Origin of the sequence: Alloyangia pacifica (genome assembly GCF_003111685.1) — a bacterium.
In the GTDB taxonomy this organism is placed as follows: Bacteria; Pseudomonadota; Alphaproteobacteria; order Rhodobacterales; family Rhodobacteraceae; genus Salipiger; species Salipiger pacificus_A.
The window spans coordinates 200,001-216,976 of sequence record NZ_CP022189.1 but is presented as its reverse complement, the minus strand read 5'-3'; the positions used below and the strand labels follow the sequence as shown (position 1 = coordinate 216,976).

At 62.1% G+C, this 16,976-nt stretch carries 11 protein-coding genes, 4 tRNA genes and 2 rRNA genes (1 of these 17 only partly in view); 6 read left to right on the top strand and 11 right to left on the bottom strand.

What is annotated here, in order from left to right:
• The first annotated feature begins 38 nt into the window (after nt 1–38).
• Nucleotides 39–644: a 3-isopropylmalate dehydratase small subunit gene (gene leuD / locus CEW88_RS00985; RefSeq protein ID WP_108964282.1), complete on the top strand. Its 606-nt coding sequence runs from the start codon at nt 39–41 to the stop codon at nt 642–644.
• A 100-nt stretch (nt 645–744) separates the two neighbouring features.
• Here leuD and CEW88_RS00980 read toward each other — a convergent pair whose 3' ends face one another.
• Together CEW88_RS00980 and CEW88_RS00975 are read right to left on the bottom strand one after the other, a co-directional pair.
• Nucleotides 745–1,410, bottom strand: a complete 666-nt coding sequence (locus tag CEW88_RS00980) for a 3-oxoacid CoA-transferase subunit B (RefSeq protein WP_108967460.1) — start codon at nt 1,408–1,410, stop codon at nt 745–747.
• A gap of 11 nt (nt 1,411–1,421) precedes the next feature.
• A complete protein-coding gene (locus CEW88_RS00975; protein ID WP_108964281.1) occupies nt 1,422–2,075 on the bottom strand; it encodes a CoA transferase subunit A in 654 nt (217 codons plus the stop codon).
• Nucleotides 2,076–2,598: 523 nt separating this feature from the next.
• Here CEW88_RS00975 and CEW88_RS00970 point away from each other — a divergent pair.
• The 5 genes from CEW88_RS00970 (at nt 2,599) to CEW88_RS00950 (ending at nt 6,840) form a co-directional block, all read left to right on the top strand.
• Nucleotides 2,599–3,435: a hypothetical protein gene (locus CEW88_RS00970; RefSeq protein WP_108964280.1), complete on the top strand. Its 837-nt coding sequence runs from the start codon at nt 2,599–2,601 to the stop codon at nt 3,433–3,435.
• Nucleotides 3,436–3,446: 11 nt separating this feature from the next.
• Complete coding sequence (locus CEW88_RS00965) at nt 3,447–4,430, top strand: endonuclease/exonuclease/phosphatase family protein (RefSeq protein ID WP_193989069.1); 984 nt, start codon at nt 3,447–3,449, stop codon at nt 4,428–4,430.
• Between the two features lie 82 nt (nt 4,431–4,512).
• Nucleotides 4,513–5,619, top strand: a complete 1,107-nt coding sequence (gene leuB / locus CEW88_RS00960; RefSeq protein WP_108964279.1) for a 3-isopropylmalate dehydrogenase — start codon at nt 4,513–4,515, stop codon at nt 5,617–5,619.
• 134 nt (nt 5,620–5,753) lie between these two features.
• Nucleotides 5,754–6,743: a DMT family transporter gene (locus tag CEW88_RS00955; protein ID WP_108964278.1), complete on the top strand. Its 990-nt coding sequence runs from the start codon at nt 5,754–5,756 to the stop codon at nt 6,741–6,743.
• A gap of 20 nt (nt 6,744–6,763) precedes the next feature.
• Nucleotides 6,764–6,840, top strand: a tRNA-Pro gene (locus CEW88_RS00950).
• A 195-nt stretch (nt 6,841–7,035) separates the two neighbouring features.
• Here CEW88_RS00950 and CEW88_RS00945 read toward each other — a convergent pair.
• The 9 genes from CEW88_RS00945 to CEW88_RS00905 form a co-directional block, all read right to left on the bottom strand.
• Nucleotides 7,036–8,841, bottom strand: coding sequence for an ABC transporter ATP-binding protein (locus CEW88_RS00945; protein ID WP_108964277.1), 1,806 nt, complete (start codon nt 8,839–8,841; stop codon nt 7,036–7,038).
• 1 nt (nt 8,842) lies between these two features.
• Nucleotides 8,843–9,772 (bottom strand): ABC transporter permease subunit, encoded by a 930-nt coding sequence (locus CEW88_RS00940; protein WP_108964276.1) that lies wholly within the window; start codon nt 9,770–9,772, stop codon nt 8,843–8,845.
• A 13-nt stretch (nt 9,773–9,785) separates the two neighbouring features.
• Complete coding sequence (oppB, locus tag CEW88_RS00935) at nt 9,786–10,709, bottom strand: oligopeptide ABC transporter permease OppB (protein WP_108964275.1); 924 nt, start codon at nt 10,707–10,709, stop codon at nt 9,786–9,788.
• Nucleotides 10,710–10,777: 68 nt separating this feature from the next.
• Nucleotides 10,778–12,412, bottom strand: a complete 1,635-nt coding sequence (locus tag CEW88_RS00930) for a peptide ABC transporter substrate-binding protein (RefSeq protein ID WP_108964274.1) — start codon at nt 12,410–12,412, stop codon at nt 10,778–10,780.
• A 771-nt stretch (nt 12,413–13,183) separates the two neighbouring features.
• Nucleotides 13,184–13,260 (bottom strand) — tRNA-Met (locus CEW88_RS00925).
• A gap of 46 nt (nt 13,261–13,306) precedes the next feature.
• A 5S ribosomal RNA gene (gene rrf, locus CEW88_RS00920) occupies nt 13,307–13,421 on the bottom strand.
• Nucleotides 13,422–13,533: 112 nt separating this feature from the next.
• A 23S ribosomal RNA gene (locus tag CEW88_RS00915) occupies nt 13,534–16,427 on the bottom strand.
• Nucleotides 16,428–16,835: 408 nt separating this feature from the next.
• Nucleotides 16,836–16,911: transfer RNA gene (locus tag CEW88_RS00910), tRNA-Ala, on the bottom strand.
• Between the two features lie 28 nt (nt 16,912–16,939).
• A tRNA-Ile gene (locus CEW88_RS00905) sits at nt 16,940–16,976 on the bottom strand (it continues 40 nt past the right edge of the window).

The window sequence follows — 16,976 nt, the reverse complement described above, 5'->3', positions numbered from 1 at the left end:
TGTGCGCCGGACCCCGCCCCATCCCCAAGGAGGGACAGATGGAAAAATTCGAGAAGCTGACCGGGATCGCGGCGCCCATGCCGCTGGTGAACATCGACACCGACATGATCATCCCCAAGCAGTTCCTGAAGACGATCAAGCGCTCCGGCCTCGGCGTGCACGCCTTCGACGAGATGCGCTACCTCGACGATGGCTCGGAGAACCCCGAGTTCGTGCTGAACAAGCCGCAGTATCGCGACGCGCAGGTGATCGTCGCCGGTGACAACTTCGGCTGCGGCTCCTCGCGCGAACACGCGCCTTGGGCGCTGGCCGACTTCGGCATCAAGGTGGTGATCTCCACCTCCTTCGCCGACATCTTCTACAACAACTGCTTCAAGAACGGCATGCTGCCCATCGTCATGCCGCAAGAGGCGGTCGACGTGCTGATGAAAGACGCCGAGAAGGGCGCCAACGCCCGCATGACCGTGGATCTGGAAAATCAGGTGGTGACCACCTCCGACGGCGAGGCGTTCGCCTTCGAGGTCGACCCCTTCCGCAAGCACTGCCTGCTCGAGGGACTCGACGACATCGGCCTGACCATGGAGAAGGCCGGCGCGATCGACAGCTTCGAAGCACAGGCCGCGCAGTCCCGTCCCTGGGTCTGAGGCTCCGGCCCGTCCCGCGATGACGAAGGGCTGTCCCCGCGGGGACAGCCCTTTTTCGTCCGCCCTGCCGCACGGCTGGATAGCGCGCGCCCCTCCCGCCTCAGCACGACCGCGACAAATCCATCTCTGGCACCGCGCCCGAGACGATGAGATGCGCCGCAGTCGCCGCACGCACCTCGGCCAAGGTCACCCCAGGCGCGGTTTCGATGAGATGCAGCCCGTCCTCCTCGGGGCGGATTACGGCCAATTCGGTGACGATGAGATCGACCCGCCGCTCGGCGGTCAGCGGCAGGGAGCATTCCGGCACGATCTTCGGTGTGCCGTCCTTGGCGCTGTGGATCATCGCCACGATCACCCGTTTCGCCCCTGTCACCAGATCCATCGCGCCGCCCATCCCAGGCACGTAGACCCCCGGGATCATCCAGTTGGCGAGGTAGCCGCGCTCGTCGACCTGAAGCCCGCCCAACACCGTCAGGTCGAGGTGCCCGCCGCGGATCAGCCCAAAGGAAAAGGCGCTGTCGATGGTCGAGGCGCCCGGCACCGCCGAGACGAAGCTGCCGCCGGCGTCGGTGAGATGGCGGTCCGACATGCCCTCGGGCGGGCGCCGCCCCATGCCCACCACGCCGTTCTCGGCCTGGAAGAAGACGCCCATGCCCTCGTCGAGATGGTCGGAGACCAGCGTCGGGATACCGATCCCGAGGTTGACCAGCGTGTGCGGCCTGACCTCGGCGGCGCAGCGGCGGGCGATAAGCTCCTTGGGATCCATCGCTGCGTCGGTCATGCCACCCTCCGGATCACGTGATCGACCAGCGCGCCGGGGGTCTTCACCGCGTCGGGCGGGATCATCCCCACCGGCACGATCTCCTCGGGCTCGGCGATCACCACCTTTGCCGCCAAGGCCATGATTGGGTTGAAGTTCGTTGCGGTGAGCATGTAGGTCAGATTGCCCACGTAGTCGCAGCTGCGCGCGGCGATCAGTGCGAAGTCGGCGCTGAGCGGCGGCTCGAGCAGGTAGGGTTTGCCCTCGACTTCGATCACCTGCTTGCCCTCGGCGACCCTGGTGCCCAGCCCGGTCGGGGTCAGCACCCCGCCAAGGCCCACGCCTGCGGCGCGGATGCGCTCGACCAGCGTGCCCTGCGGCACCAGTTCGACTTCGAGGGTACCGTCCCGCATCTGCGCCTGCACATCGGGGTTGAGCCCGATGTGGCTGCCGATGAACTTGCGCAGGCAGCGCGCCTTGACCAGAGGGCCGACGCCGCGGTCGGGACGTGCCGCATCGTTGACGATCACGGTGAGGTCCCTGCGCCCCGAGGCCGCAAGCGCCGCGACCGTCCGATCCGGCGTGCCGACCCCCATGAAGCCCGAGAGCATCACGCGCGCGCCGTCGGGGATCAGTGCCACCGCTTCTTCCACTGTCAGTGCCTGATACATTGGCGCTCCCTCCAAGTGTCGCTCTGGCATCGGTCAGACCATGGAAACTCTGCGGTCGGCCTTGCGACAGGTCAAACATCTTGGAATTCATCCTGAAGATGACTATGACGCAGCGCAGCTTGCGCACGCCGCGCGAGACCCGGCCCAGCTGCCTTCGAGCACACCCGGTGCGGGTCGGTTTTCCTAGTGATTTCCCTTTTAAAACAAAAGGAAAGAGACAGGAAACCATCCCGGGGCCCGCCGTGCCTCGCGCCACCGAACCCGGGTGCCCGCACGGCTCGGTCCCCGCATCCGCATTGGGGGTTGATGCAATTTCGCACCTTTTCGACCATGAAACCGCCAGATTTCACGCATCCCCTTCGGGCACACTTGCCGCGCGCTCGGAAAGAAGGCAGAAATTGGGCAATATTGAGGCAATCCGCCGGCGCGGCGGGGTCAGTGAACAGCAAGAGCGCAGATCAGCGTTCAATGGACGACAGGGACGCGGGACAGCGTCGGGTCCGGCACGACCGAAAGGGCAGAGATGGTGATCACGCGCTTTGTCAAAGCCGCTGTACGCGCCATCGCAGTGGCCTTGGTCATTGCGATGCCCGCGGTCATGCTGCCCGGCGGCGCGGACATGGCGCAGATCACGGCGCTTCTGGCACTGGTTGGGGCGCTGCTGACCTTTGTCGAGTACGTGGGCGACTACCCCTCGATCATCGAGTTCCGCGATGCCCCTCCGTTCAACCGGCTGCGCTTTCTCGCGCTGCTCGCCACGGTGCTCATGCTCACCCTGATCAGCCGCGGAGAGATCGTGCCGACGCCGCTGACACAGGTGCTCGACGGCGTTGCGACCGCGGCGGGGCACTGGCTCGACTTCCCCTTCTCGCCGGTGCGGCTGATGGTGCTGCTGGCCACAAATGAAATGGGCCCGCAGGACGTCGACCGCATTCGCAGCTACGCCGGCATTGCCTATGCGCTCTCGCTGCTGTGTGTCATCGGCTTCGTGCTGGTGGTGCGGCTGCTGAACTGGCCGATCCGCCACGGCGCCTTTAATTTCTGGGTCAACCTGCCGCTTTTCGATCCGACCGTCGGCAAGGACGTGCTCTACCGGCTCAACCGCGACGGCAACGTTAACGTGGCCTTAGGGGTTCTTCTGCCATTCCTGATCCCGGCGGTGATGAAGCTGGCGTCGCAGACGGTCAATCTGCTGTCGCTGACCGAGCCGCAGACCCTGATCTGGACGATGAGCGCATGGGCCTTCCTTCCGGCAAGCCTGATCATGCGCGGCGTGGCGCTGGCGCGCATCGCTGCCCTGATCGAGGAAAAGCGCCGCCGCGCATACGCGCAGGCGGAGGCCGAGGTGCAGACCACCTGAGTCGGCTGTGGGTGCTTGACGCGTTCCTCCCGCCCCTCCTGCTATCTGTCTGCCTGCTGCTCAGCTCCACGCTGCCGCTCCAGGCCGAAGAGATCACCCTGGCCACATGGCACGCCGACCTCAGCCGCAAGGGTCCCGGCCTGCTGCTACGCGATCTTGCCGAGATGCGCCCGCCCCTGCCTGCCGTGCTGGACGAGATCGCCGCGGCAAGGGCGGATCTTCTGCTGCTCACCGACATGGATTTCGATCTCGGCCTCGCCGCGCTCCGCGACCTGCAGGATCGACTCTCGAAGCTCGGCGCCTCTTACCCGCACGCCTTCGCGCTGCCCCCCAATGCCGGCATGGCGAGCGGCGCCGATCTCGACGGCGACGGCCGGCTAGGAGGGCCGCGCGATGCGCAGGGCTACGGCGAATTCTCCGGTCAGCACGGCATGGCGCTTCTGTCGCGCGTGCCGCTCGCGCTGATCGAGGATTTCTCGGCGCTGCTCTGGCGCGACCTTCCGGGCAGCCGGATGCTGGCGACGGACCCTGCGGCGGATGTGCAACGGTTGTCCTCGACCGGCCACTGGGTTCTGCGGCTGGAGAGCGACACCGGACCGCTGCTGCTCTTCTGCTTTGCCGCCACCCCGCCGGTTTTCGACGGGCCCGAAGATCGCAACGGCCGACGCAACGCGGATGAGATCGCCCTCTGGTCGCGCTACATGGACGGCGCGCTCGGGCCTCCGCCCGCCGCGCCTTACCTCTTGATGGGAAACGCCAATCTCGACCCGGCGCAAGGCGAAGGCCTGCATGGAGAGATGCAACGGCTGCTCGCGGACCCGCGTTTTCAAGACCCTTTACCCGAACGGCCCACTGCGGAATGGCCCAGCACCGGGCCGCTGCGGGTGAGCTACATCCTGCCCTCGGCCGGGCTGAGGGTGACCCGGGCTGAAGTCAGCGAGCCGCTGGAGGGCCAGGCACACCGGCTGGTGACAGTCACGCTTTCGTTTCCTTGAAATTGCCAAACGCCCCTGATTTCTTGACCATTACGCCCCTCTCCGCTAGGCGATTGCGCAACATTCCGAGGAGAGACTTTCCATGAGCAACCCTTCGCTTCTCATCCTGCCGGGCGACGGCATCGGCCCCGAGGTCATGGCAGAGGTTCGCCGCGTCATCGACTGGTTCGGCGACAAGCGCGGCCTGAACTTCGATGTCAGCGAAGACCTCGTGGGCGGCTGCGCCTATGACGCGCATGGCACGCCGCTGACCGACGAGACCATGGCCAAGGCGCAGGAGGTCGACGCCGTGCTGCTCGGTGCCGTGGGCGGCCCGAAATACGACAAGCTCGACTTCTCGGTGAAGCCCGAGCGCGGCCTGCTGCGCCTGCGCAAGGAAATGGACCTCTACGCCAACCTTCGCCCCGCCCAGTGCTTTGACGCGCTGGCCGACTTCTCGTCGCTGAAGAAGGACGTGGTTGCCGGTCTCGACATCATGATCATCCGCGAGCTGACCTCGGGCGTCTACTTTGGCGAGCCCCGCGGCATCATCAAGGATGGCAACGAGCGCGTCGGCATCAACACCCAGCGCTATACTGAGAGCGAGATCGCCCGAGTTGCCCGCTCGGCCTTCGAGATGGCGCGCAAGCGGGGCAACAAGGTCTGCTCGATGGAGAAGGCCAACGTGATGGAATCGGGCATCCTGTGGCGCGATGTGGTGCAGGAGATCCACGACGCCGAGTACCCGGACGTGGAACTGACCCACATGTACGCCGACGCCGGCGCCATGCAGCTCACCCGCTGGCCCAAGCAGTTCGACGTGATCGTCACCGACAACCTCTTCGGCGACCTCCTTTCGGACCTCGCCGCGATGCTCACCGGCTCGCTCGGGATGCTGCCCTCGGCCTCGCTGGGGGCGCCGATGGCCAATGGCCGTCCCAAGGCGCTCTACGAGCCGGTGCACGGCTCGGCGCCAGACATCGCGGGCCAGGGCAAGGCGAACCCCATCGCCTGCATTCTCAGCTTCGCGATGGCGCTGCGCTACAGCTTCGACAAGGGCGAGGAGGCGACTCGCCTCGAGCAGGCGATCGAAGCCGTTCTTGCCAAGGGCTACCGCACAGCGGACCTGCTTGGCGAGGAGGGCAAGCAGCCGGTCTCGACCTCGGACATGGGCAGCGCGATCCTCGAGGCGCTCGACGAGAGCCTCTGAGGCGCTCGTGCGGTGAAGGATTGAGCGGGGCGGCCATGGGCCGCCCCGTTTTCACATTCCGCACGGTCCTTCGTTGAATTCCCACCATTTGGCGCTAACCCTTGGTCCCGAGGCGGAACGAACGGACCAGCACCATGGGATCTAACGCAAAAGGCGCGCTCATCGCGCTGATTACCTTTGGCATTTACTCGACTCACGACGTCATCGTGAAATTCCTCGGCGCCGACTACAGCCCGGTGCAGATCGTCTTCTTCTCGGTTCTGCTGAGCTTCCCGCTGGTCAGCCTCATGCTGATCCGCGACACCACCGCCGGCAACCTGCGTCCGATACACCCGTGGTGGACCGCGCTGCGCACCGTCTCGGCGGTCATCACCGGGCTCTGCGCCTTCTACGCCTTCTCGGTGCTGCCGCTGGCACAGACCTATGCGATCATCTTTGCGCAGCCGCTGCTGATCACCGTGCTGGCGATCCCGATCCTGGGCGAGCAGGTGCGCCTGCGCCGCTGGATGGCGGTGCTCGTGGGTCTGGCGGGGGTCATCGTCGTCCTGCGGCCCGGCGCGACCGAGCTGACACTGGGCCATGCCGCGGCACTGGTGGCGGCGGTCTTCGGCAGCCTCTCGTCAATTATCGTACGCAAGATTGGCCAGGAGGAGCGTTCGGTCGTGCTGCTGCTCTACCCGATGACCGCGAACTTCATCATCATGGGCTGCGCGCTGCCTTTCGTCTATCACCCCATGCCGATCGAGCATCTTGGCAGCGTGGCACTGATGGCGCTTCTGGCACTGGCCGGAGGCGCGCTGCTGATCACCGCCTACCGTTCCGGCGAGGCGGTGATCGTCGCCCCGATGCAATATTCGCAGCTTCTGTGGGCGACGCTCTACGGCGCGGTCTTCTTTGACGAGTATCCCGATTCGGTCACCCTGCTCGGGGCGGTGCTGATCATCGGCAGCGGCGTCTATATCGTGCTGCGCGAGGGCCGTGCAAAGTCCTCCGAGAACACCCCGGTGCTGCGCACGCGCACCCGGATCGAGTTCGGAACCACGCTGCGGATCGGACCTGTGCTGCGCATGATGAAAAGGCGTGAAAAAGGGGCGAATAGGCCCTTGCCAAAGAGCGGGGCCTAGGGTACTCCGCGCGGCACGGTCGGAGTGTAGCTCAGCCTGGTAGAGCACTGTCTTCGGGAGGCAGGGGCCGGAGGTTCGAATCCTCTCACTCCGACCATTTACGCAAAGGCGCCCCACGGGGCGCCTTTTGTGTGTCCGGGGTCATAGACACGCGCGTGGCCGCATTGCCCCGTTCCCATTTTCGCCAAGTGGCCCTAGTGACAGGGCTCCGCCGCCTGCTGAAATCACGCTGCGGCCAGCCACAAAAAAGGCGGGCCAGAAGGCCCGCCTGGTCTTCCTCGCCGCGCCCCGCTCAGGCCGCGTCGTGGCGCATGATCCGCGCAAGGTCATCGTGCTCGGCCACGTAGTGACCCGGTGCAATCTCGTCGAGCTGCGGCACGTAGTCGACATCCCCCGCCGCCAGCCGCGAGGGCAGGAAGCGCAGCGCCGCCTTGGCGTCGAGCGGCGAGGGCAGCTCGCCGGGCAAGCGGATGCGCGTCCGGGCGCGCTCTGCCACCGGATCGGGGATCGGCACCGCCGAGATCAGCGACTGCGTGTAGGGGTGCGCGGGCTTCGCGCAGATGGTCTCGGCATCGCCCATCTCGACCACGCGGCCGAGATAGAGCACCATGATGCGGTTCGAGATCTCGCGCACCACCGACAGGTCGTGCGAGATGAACAGCATCGACATGCCGAACTCGGCCTGCAGCTCCTTCAGCAGCTTCACGATCTGCGCCTGAATCGACACGTCGAGCGCCGAGACCGCCTCGTCGCAGATGATAAGCTTCGGCCGGTTGATCATCGCCCGGGCAATGCCCACGCGCTGGTTCTGCCCGCCCGAAAGCTCGTGCGGATACCGGTTGTATTTCTCCGGCTCGAGACCCACGCGGGTCATCATCCTGAGCACTTCCTCGCGGCGCTCGGACTTGGTCAGCTCGGGGCGGTAGGTCTTCAGCGGCTCGGCGATCGAATCGGCGATGGTCATCCGCGGGTCGAGGCTGGCGAGCGGGTCCTGGAAGACGATCTGAAGATCCTTGCGTTCGGTCTTCAACGCCTGCTTGTCCATCGCGTGCAGCGGCTTGCCCAGCCAGCTGACGTTGCCGCCGGTGGGATCGACCAGCCGCAGCACGGCGCGGGCCAGCGTGGACTTGCCGCAGCCGGACTCGCCAACGATGCCCAGCGTCTCGCCGGCGCGCAGGCCGAAGCTGACGCCGTTGACCGCTTTCAGCGGCACGGTCTTGCCGAAGAGCCCGCCCTCCACCTTGATCGGGAAATGAACCTTCATGTCGTCGACGCGCAGGATTTCCTTGCCCTCGACCTTGCCGCCGGCCTCGCCCTTATCGATGCGCGGCATCGAGTCGAGCAGGCGCCTGGTGTAGTCATGGCGCGGTTGCGAGAAGATCTCATTGACCTCGCCCTCCTCGACGAACTCGCCAAGGCGCATGACCTTGATGCGGTCGCACATGCGCGCCACCACGCCCATGTCATGGGTGATGAGCGCGATGGCCGTCCCAAGCTCGCGCTTGAGCTGGTCCATGAGATCGAGCACCTCGGCCTGCACGGTCACGTCGAGCGCGGTGGTTGGCTCGTCGGCGATCAGCAGCTTGGGCTCGCAGAGCATCGCCTGGGCGATCATCACGCGCTGGCGCATCCCGCCCGACAGCTCGTGCGGATATTGCTTCAGGCGGCGCTTCGCTTCCGGGATGCGCACCCGCTCGAGCCAATCGAGGCAGTGCTTCTCGGCCTCGCGGCCGGACAGGCCACGGTGCACCTTCAGCACCTCGGCCATCTGCTCGCCGACCTTGAGATGCGGAGTCAGGGCGGTCAGCGGGTCCTGGAAGATCATGCCGACCTTGTCGCCGCGCACCTTGTTGAGCTGCGCGACCGGCAGGTTGAGGATTTCCGAGCCCTGGAGGCTCACCGACCCCGTTGCCCGGCCGTTCTTCGGCAGCAGCCCCATGGCGGCCATGAAGCTCTGAGACTTGCCCGAGCCCGACTCGCCGACGATGCCGAGGCATTCGCCCTCGCGGATGTCGAAGGACACGCCCTTCACCGCCTGCACCGGCCCGTCCTGGGTTTCGAAACCGACCTTGAGGTCTTTCACGGAAAGAATGGTCATGTCAGCGATCCTTCGGGTCGAGGGCGTCACGCAGGCCATCGCCGATGAAGAACATCGTGATGATGATGGTGACGTAGAAGAACAGCGGGAACAGCAGCTGCCACAGCGTGCCATAGCCCATGGTGCCTGCCCCCTCGGCGATCAGCCGCCCGAGCGAGGTCATCGGTTCCGAGATGCCGAGGCCGAGGAAGGAGATGAAGCTCTCCGCCAGGATCATCTCGGGCACCAGCAGCGAGGCATAGACGATGACCACGCCGATAAGGTTGGGCAGGATGTGGCGGAAGATGATCGCGCCTTCGCTCACGCCTCCGGCACGCGCCGCCTCGATGAACTCGCGCGTCTTCAACGCCAGCGTCTGGCCGCGCACGATGCGCGCCATGGTCAGCCAGGAGACCGCGCCGAGCGCGATGAACAGGGTGACGAAGTTGCGCCCGGCCACCACGAGGATAAGGATCAGGATCAGCGTCAGCGGAATCGCCAGCAGGATGTCGACGATGCGCATCATGATGCTGTCGAGCCGGCCCCCGTAGAAGCCCGCGATCACGCCCCAGGCGGTGCCCACGAGCAGCGCCATGGCGGCGCCGATGAGGCCCACCAGCAGCGAGGTCTGGGTCGCCTGGATGGTGCGCGAATAAAGGTCACGCCCCAGCTCGTCGAGCCCGAAGAAATGGCCGGTCTCGACCGAAGGCGCGCCCTGCGCGAGGATATCGCCCATGCGGGCCCAGTCGATTTCCTCGTTGTCCCAGACTGCGAAATGCGGCCCGATGATCACGAAGGCCACGATCAGCGCCAGAACCACGACGCTGGCCATGGCAGCCTTGTTGCGCAGGAAGCGGCCCATGGCATCGCGGAAGAGCGAGCGTCCGCGGACGGCCTTGAAGTCGGTGATGTCGGCGGCCAGAGCCGCCGCCTTTTCGGATTTTCCGAACACGGGGTCAGCCTCCTCAGTAACGGATTTTCGGATCGAACCACGCGTAGGCGAGGTCGGTCAGAAGGTTAACGATGACGGTCAGCGCGCCGTAGAGGATGGTCACCCCCAAGAGCACCGCGTAATCGCGGGTCAGCGCCGAGCTCACGTAGGACTGCCCGAGGCCGCCCGTCGAGAAATAGAGATCGACGAAGACCGAACCGGTCAGCACGTAGACGAAGACCGGGCCGAGGTAGGAGATCACCGGCAGCAGCGTCGGCTTCAATGCGTGGCGCCAGACGATGGCACTGTTGCTCAGCCCCTTGGCCCGCGCGGTGCGGATGAAGTTCGAGTTCAGCACCTCGAGCATGGACGAGCGCGTGATCCGCGCGATCGAGCCCATGTAGGACGTGGAAAGCGCGATCACCGGCATCACGAGGTGCTGCCACTGCCCGCCGTTCCAGCCGCCGCCCGGCAGCAGGCCGAGCCAGAGCGTGAAGGTCAGGATCAGGATCGGGCCCATGATGAAGTTCGGCAGCGCCTGTGCGGCAATGCCAAGCGACACCGCAAGGTAGTCGACCCAGGTGTTGTGACGGATGGCGGCGGCGATACCGAGCCCGACACCGACCACGGTTGCGGCCAGGAAGGACAGCGCGCCGTAGGTCAGCGAGATCGGGAAGCCCTGCGCGATGATGTCGTTCACGCTGCGGTCCTTCTGCACGAAGGACGGGCCGAAATCGAAGTGGACGACGATGTTGTAGAAATAGTCCCAGAGCTGTTTCCACAGCGGCTGGTCGAGACCGTATTGCGCGTTGATGTTGGCCAGCACTTCGGGCGGCAGCGGCCGTTCCGAGGTGAAAGGCCCGCCCGGCGCGACATGCATCATCAGGAAGGACGCGACGACCAGCAAACAGATCGTCGGGATCGCGACCAGCAGGCGGCGAATGACATAGGTCAGCATTCTGGAGGATCCGGAAAAAGGCGCCGCCCCCGCAGCGCGGAGGCGCAGGGGCGGCGGGTTGGAGGTGGTTATTCGGCGATCTTGTAGAGATTGCGCGAATACCAGTTCTGCTCGACGTTCTCGACCGGCCAGTTCCCCACGTCGCTGTCCATCATGTAGACGCCGGCGTAGTGGTAGATTGGGATCACCGGCATGTCGGTGGCGATGATCTCTTCGGCCGCGGTGTAGAGCGGGGTGGTGTCCTCGGCGGTCTTCGCCTCGGCGAGCAGCTTGTCGTACTCGGGGTTCGAATACTTGCCGTCGTTGTAGCCCGAGTCGCTCTGGATCAAGTCGAGGAAGGTCGAGGCCTCGTTGTAGTCACCGCACCATGCGCCGCGCGCCATGTCGAAGGCCTGGCGGCCACGGGTGTCGAGGAAGACCTTCCACTCCATGTTCGCGAGGTTCGCCTGAACGCCGAGCTTCTGCTTCCACATCTGCGTCATCACCACGGCGATCTTCTCATGCGCCTCGGAGGTGTTGTACATGACTTCGAAGCTGAGCGGGTTCTCGGGGCCGTAGCCCGCCTCGGCCAGAAGCTCCTTGGCCTTGGCGTCGCGCTCGGCCTGGGTCATCGAAGCCATCTCGCTCTGCGGCGGGGTGAAGCCGGCAACCGCCTCGGGCGTGAAGCTGTACGCCGGCGGCTCGCCACCCGCTTTCACGTTATTGGCGATGATGTCGCGGTCCACGGCCAGCGACAGCGCCTGTCGGACCTTGGGATCCTTGAACGCCTCGGGGCCGGAGTCGCTGAGGTTGAACGTGTAGTAGTAGTTGCACAGGCGCGGGAAGCTGATCGCCTCTTCCGGGTGCTCCTTCTTCAGGCGCGGGTACTGGCCTGCGGGCACGTCGGTGCGGTCGAGCTCGCCGGCGAGGTAGCGGGTCAGCGCCACGTTCTCGTCGGTGATCACCAGCGCGATGGTCTTGTCGAGGATGGTGCTCTCGTTGTCCCAGTACTTCTCGTTGCGCTCGCGTACGATCCGCTCACCCGGGCGGTACTCGGTCAGCACATAGGCCCCGTTCGAGACGATGTTCTCGGGCTTGGTCCAAGCGTCGCCGAACTCCTCAATCACCTTCTGCGGTGCCGGGAAGGTCGTCGAATGCGTGGTCATCTGCACGAAGTAAGGCAGCGGCTGGCTGAGCGTCACCTCGAAGGTGTGATCGTCGATGGCCTTCACGCCCAGGTCTTCGGGGGACATCTCGCCGGCAACGATCGCTTTCGCGTTGTTGATCGACATCAGCTCCATGAACCACTGGTAGGGCGAGGCAGTCGCGGGATCGACGGCCCGGCGCCAGGCGAAGACGAAATCGCCGGCGGTGACCGGATCACCGTTCGACCAGACCGCGGTGTCACGCAGATGGAAGGTATAGGTGAGCTTGTCGTCGCTCACATCGTAGCTGGTGGCCACGCCCGGCTCGAGGTTGCCCTGCTCGTCCTGGTTCATCAGGCCCTCGAACAGGTCGCGCGATACGGCGGAGCCATCCACGTCCTCGACGATCTGCGGGTCGAGCGAGCTGATGTCGTCAAGCAGGCGATAGGTGAAGGTCTGGTCCGCGGCCAGTTCCTCGCCGGTTTCCGGGTGGGTGGCGGCGGTGGCGGCGGTGATCCCTGCAACGAGCATGGTGCTCGACAGAAGGGCTGTCATCGTAAGTCGCGAAATGCGGGTCATATCCTCTCCCTGTAGCGGTGACTGCTATTCGGTGTTTGCGCGCTCCTAGTGCGTTGGGCAAGAAGCGGCCCCGGAAACCCGGGATTGCGAATTGGCGCAAAATACCCAGCCTTGGCAGTGCCGCAATGCACTTGCACGAGATGACGTTACGTAGAGAATTATTCATGCCATCTTCGGCAAATTCGAATGTCAATTCGGTCGATACGGACCTCGGAAACGAAATATCCTACTCGGTTGATTCTCAGGAACCTCGGGTTGAAAGCGCAGAACTCCGGGTGATTCGGCCACTGTTCGTCGTTAGAAACCCTCGTGTTTTCGGCGCTGTCGCGGTGTTCTAGTTCGAGCGTGCCGGACGTTGCGCCGCCGTCGGCCGAGAAACGCACACCCTAAAATAATTGTAACCAAATACGCTTTCTGCGATGCTCCAAGAAATTCTTCCACGTAATTATAGCACAAACGAAAGGATGCAAAATGAGCGGGATCGGATTAATATAATCCCCTAATCCAAGTATATATTATAGGTGCGAAAGATCGATCGAGATTTTATCAGAATACTCTTGATCTCGCTTATTATTCTTCGATCTGGCGCGGGGTTATTCGGGAATGCCCCCCCAACAGAACAGTCGCGGTATGTTCTTTAAATAATTAATCCCTAGAAACGACGGGCCCTGGGCAAATCTTTAAGCAAGAAGTACAAATCTCCCCCACCTATTACGCTTGAACGCAAAAAGCGCCCCTTGGGGCGCTGAGCGTGGTGTTTTTTGGTGGTGTTGGTTGCGGGAGCAGGATTTGAACCTGCGACCTTCAGGTTATGAGCCTGACGAGCTACCGGGCTGCTCCATCCCGCGACAGGATGAGATCGTTTAGGAGAGATACGTGTGTGGGTTTTACTAGGTTTGGCGGTGACCTACTCTCCCACGTCTTGAGACGCAGTACCATTGGCGCGGCAGCACTTAACGGCCGGGTTCGGAATGGAGCCGGGTGTTTTGCTTGCGCTATGACCACCAAACCGAGAAAAACCCACTTTGTCGCGCTGTTTTGGGCGCGACGTGGACCAAGTCAAGTATTTTGTAGGGGTTGTATGCTTCGTCTGATCTGGAACAGCCTTGCTGTTCCTGGATCGGATCAAGCCTATCGGGCCATTAGTACCGGTCAGCTGAACGCATTGCTGCGCTTACACCTCCGGCCTATCGACGTGGTGGTCTTCCACGGCCCTCAGGGATACCTTGTTTTGAGGGGGGCTTCCCGCTTAGATGCCTTCAGCGGTTATCCTGTCCGATCATAGCTACCCAGCACTGCCGTTGGCACGACAACTGGTCCACCAGTGGATCGTTCACCCCGGTCCTCTCGTACTAGGGGCAACTCCTCTCAAGTATCCTACACCCACGGCAGATAGGGACCGAACTGTCTCACGACGTTCTAAACCCAGCTCACGTACCTCTTTAAATGGCGAACAGCCATACCCTTGGGACCTGCTCCAGCCCCAGGATGAGATGAGCCGACATCGAGGTGCCAAACACTGCCGTCGATATGGACTCTTGGGCAGTATCAGCCTGTTATCCCCGGCGTACCTTTTATCCGTTGAGCGATGGCCCTCCCACTTGGGACCACCGGATCACTATGGCCGTCTTTCGACTCTGCTCGACTTGTCAGTCTTGCAGTCAGGCTGGCTTCTGCCATTGCACTCAACGAGCGATTTCCGACCGCTCTGAGCCAACCTTCGCGCGCCTCCGTTACGCTTTAGGAGGCGACCGCCCCAGTCAAACTACCCGCCACACAGGGTCCCGGAACCCGATAAGGGATCGCGGTTAGACATCAAGCAATGCAAGGGTGGTATCTCAAGGGAGGCTCCACAGACACTGGCGTGTCTGCTTCGAAGCCTACCACCTATCCTGCACATGCATGGCCTGATGCCAGTGTGAAGCTGTAGTAAAGGTGCACGGGGTCTTTCCGTCTAACCGCGGGAAGCCTGCATCTTGACAGGCAATTCAATTTCGCTGAGTCGATGTTGGAGACAGCGGGGAAGTCGTTACGCCATTCGTGCAGGTCGGAACTTACCCGACAAGGAATTTCGCTACCTTAGGACCGTTATAGTTACGGCCGCCGTTTACCTGGGCTTCAATTCAGAGCTCTCACCCCTCCTTTTAACCTTCAGGCACCGGGCAGGCGTCAGACCCTATACGTCGTCTTGCGACTTCGCAGAGCCCTGTGTTTTTAGTAAACAGTCGCCACCCCCTGGTTTGTGCCCCCAGCCAAAACTTGCGTTGAAACTGGGCCTCCTTCTCGCGAACTTACGGAGGTATTTTGCCGAGTTCCTTCAACATCGTTCTCTCAAGCGCCTTGGTATTCTCTACCAGTCCACCTGTGTCGGTTTAGGGTACGGTCTCAAAGTGGGGCTATTTCCAGGAACCGCTCAGCAGCCCTTCCAATCCGATAAGGAAGAACGACCTTTGCGATCCGTCACCACCACATGGCCCAGGAATATTGACCTGGTTCCCATCGACTACGCCTTTCGGCCTCGCCTTAGGGGCCGGCTTACCCTGCTCAGATTAGCTTTAAGCAGGAACCCTTGGACTTTCGGCGAGAGTGTCTCTCACACTCTTTGTCGCTACTCATGTCATCATTCTCGCTAGTGATCTCTCCACCGGATGCCTTACAGCCCGGCTTCACAGAATAGACTTCGTCTATTCTGACCTCTTTTTTGCACTACCGCCTGTCGGCTACTTGAGTGCGAACACTCGAAAGCCTTGGGAGGCATTACAAAAGATCAGAATAAGACGTAGTCTAATGTCACACTACGCTCCGCTACCATGCGCTATGCGCATCCTCGGCTTCGGCTCATGGCTTGAGCCCCGTTACATCTTCGCCGCAGGACAACTTGATTAGACCAGTGAGCTGTTACGCTATCTTTAAAGGATGGCTGCTTCTAAGCCAACCTCCTGGTTGTTTTGGTCGTCCCACCTGCTTTCCCACTTAGCCATGAATTGGGGGCCTTAGCCGGAGGTCAGGGTTGTTTCCCTCTCCACTACGGGCGTTAGCACCCGCAGTGTGTCTGCCATCTAGTACTCCCTGGTATTCGGAGTTTGGTTAGGATCAGTAAGCCTGTGGGGCCCCATTACCCATCCAGTGCTCTACCCCCAGGGGTATTCGGATGACGCTCTACCTAAATAGATTTCGCGGAGAACCAGCTATCTCCGAGTTTGATTGGCCTTTCACCCCTAGGCACAACTCATCCCGACCTTTTTCAACAGGTGTGGGTTCGGACCTCCAGTTAGTGTTACCTAACCTTCATCCTGGTCATGCCTAGATCACTCGGTTTCGGGTCTGATCCATCTAACTCGACGCCCTATTAAGACTCGCTTTCGCTGCGCCTACACCTAACGGCTTAAGCTTGCTAGATAGACCAAGTCGATGACCCATTATACAAAAGGTACGCCGTCAGCTCTCGAGGAGCCTCCGACTGATTGTAGGCGTTCGGTTTCAGGTACTGTTTCACTCCCCTCGTCGGGGTGCTTTTCACCTTTCCCTCACGGTACTGGTTCGCTATCGGTCAGTAAGGAGTACTTAGCCTTCGGAGGTGGTCCTCCGATCTTCGAACAGGATTTCACGTGTCCCGCCCTACTTAATACGTTCCATCGAGCTTCACATACGGGACTGTCACCCGCTGTGGTTGGCCATTCCAGACCATTCTGTTCACTCTCAGGACTCGGCTGGTCCCCGTTCGCTCGCCGCTACTAGGGGAGTCTCTATTGATGTCCTTTCCTCCGGGTACTTAGATGTTTCAGTTCCCCGGGTTTGCTCTTAAAACCCTATGTGTTCAGGTTAAAAGTACCTGTTTAAGCTCGTTATAGGCTGCCCGAAGGCAATTATAACGAACTTTCAGGTGGGTTGCCCCATTCGGAAATTCCTGGATCAAAGCTTATTCTCAGCTCCCCAGGACTTATCGCAGAGTATCACGTCCTTCATCGCCTCTTACTGCCAAGGCATCCACCAAACGCCCTTCTCGCGCTTGATCCGATCCAGAAAGAGCAAGGCTGACGCTTTGCGAGACACCACGCTGGTTCGTGTGATGCCGTTCTTTCCGGATCAGAAGCATACTTTCCCGCCCTCGCGTGCAGCGAGGACATTCTCATTCACCCTATGCAAAGTGAATGAGGGGTTAGTGTACTTGACTTGGACAACTCTGTTCTTTTTCTGATCGGGATATCTTGCGCTTGGTCGAGGAAACAACCGCCGGCAAAACCTTCCCCTTGCGGGGAACCAACCAGAGATCACCGCACACTCGCGGCAATCAAACAGTGTTGATTTTGTATCTCTCTAAACGATGTCAATGCGTCCGATTGGACGGATAAACACCCGAAGGTGCTTATCGATCTAATCGAAAGGCTGTCTTTGAAGCTGTCGGGCTCTTCCCGCGGGGAAGTGGTGGAGCCTAGGAGGATCGAACTCCTGACCTCCTGAATGCAAATCAGGCGCTCTCCCAGCTGAGCTAAGGCCCCGGATACCCCCGGGATGGTCCCGAAGGATTGGTGGGTCGAGGAGGACTTGAACCTCCGACCTCACG

Bases quoted from the DNA above. Each gene is read 5' to 3' on its own strand.
- leuD (WP_108964282.1), top strand. From the start codon at position 39: ATGGAAAAATTCGAGAAGCTGACCGGGATCGCGGCGCCCATGCCGCTG.
- CEW88_RS00980 (WP_108967460.1), bottom strand. From the start codon at position 1,410: ATGGATCCCAAGGAGCTTATCGCCCGCCGCTGCGCCGCCGAGGTCAGG.
- CEW88_RS00975 (WP_108964281.1), bottom strand. From the start codon at position 2,075: ATGTATCAGGCACTGACAGTGGAAGAAGCGGTGGCACTGATCCCCGAC.
- CEW88_RS00970 (WP_108964280.1), top strand. From the start codon at position 2,599: ATGGTGATCACGCGCTTTGTCAAAGCCGCTGTACGCGCCATCGCAGTG.
- leuB (WP_108964279.1), top strand. From the start codon at position 4,513: ATGAGCAACCCTTCGCTTCTCATCCTGCCGGGCGACGGCATCGGCCCC.
- CEW88_RS00955 (WP_108964278.1), top strand. From the start codon at position 5,754: ATGGGATCTAACGCAAAAGGCGCGCTCATCGCGCTGATTACCTTTGGC.
- CEW88_RS00945 (WP_108964277.1), bottom strand. From the start codon at position 8,841: ATGACCATTCTTTCCGTGAAAGACCTCAAGGTCGGTTTCGAAACCCAG.
- oppB (WP_108964275.1), bottom strand. From the start codon at position 10,709: ATGCTGACCTATGTCATTCGCCGCCTGCTGGTCGCGATCCCGACGATC.
- CEW88_RS00930 (WP_108964274.1), bottom strand. From the start codon at position 12,412: ATGACCCGCATTTCGCGACTTACGATGACAGCCCTTCTGTCGAGCACC.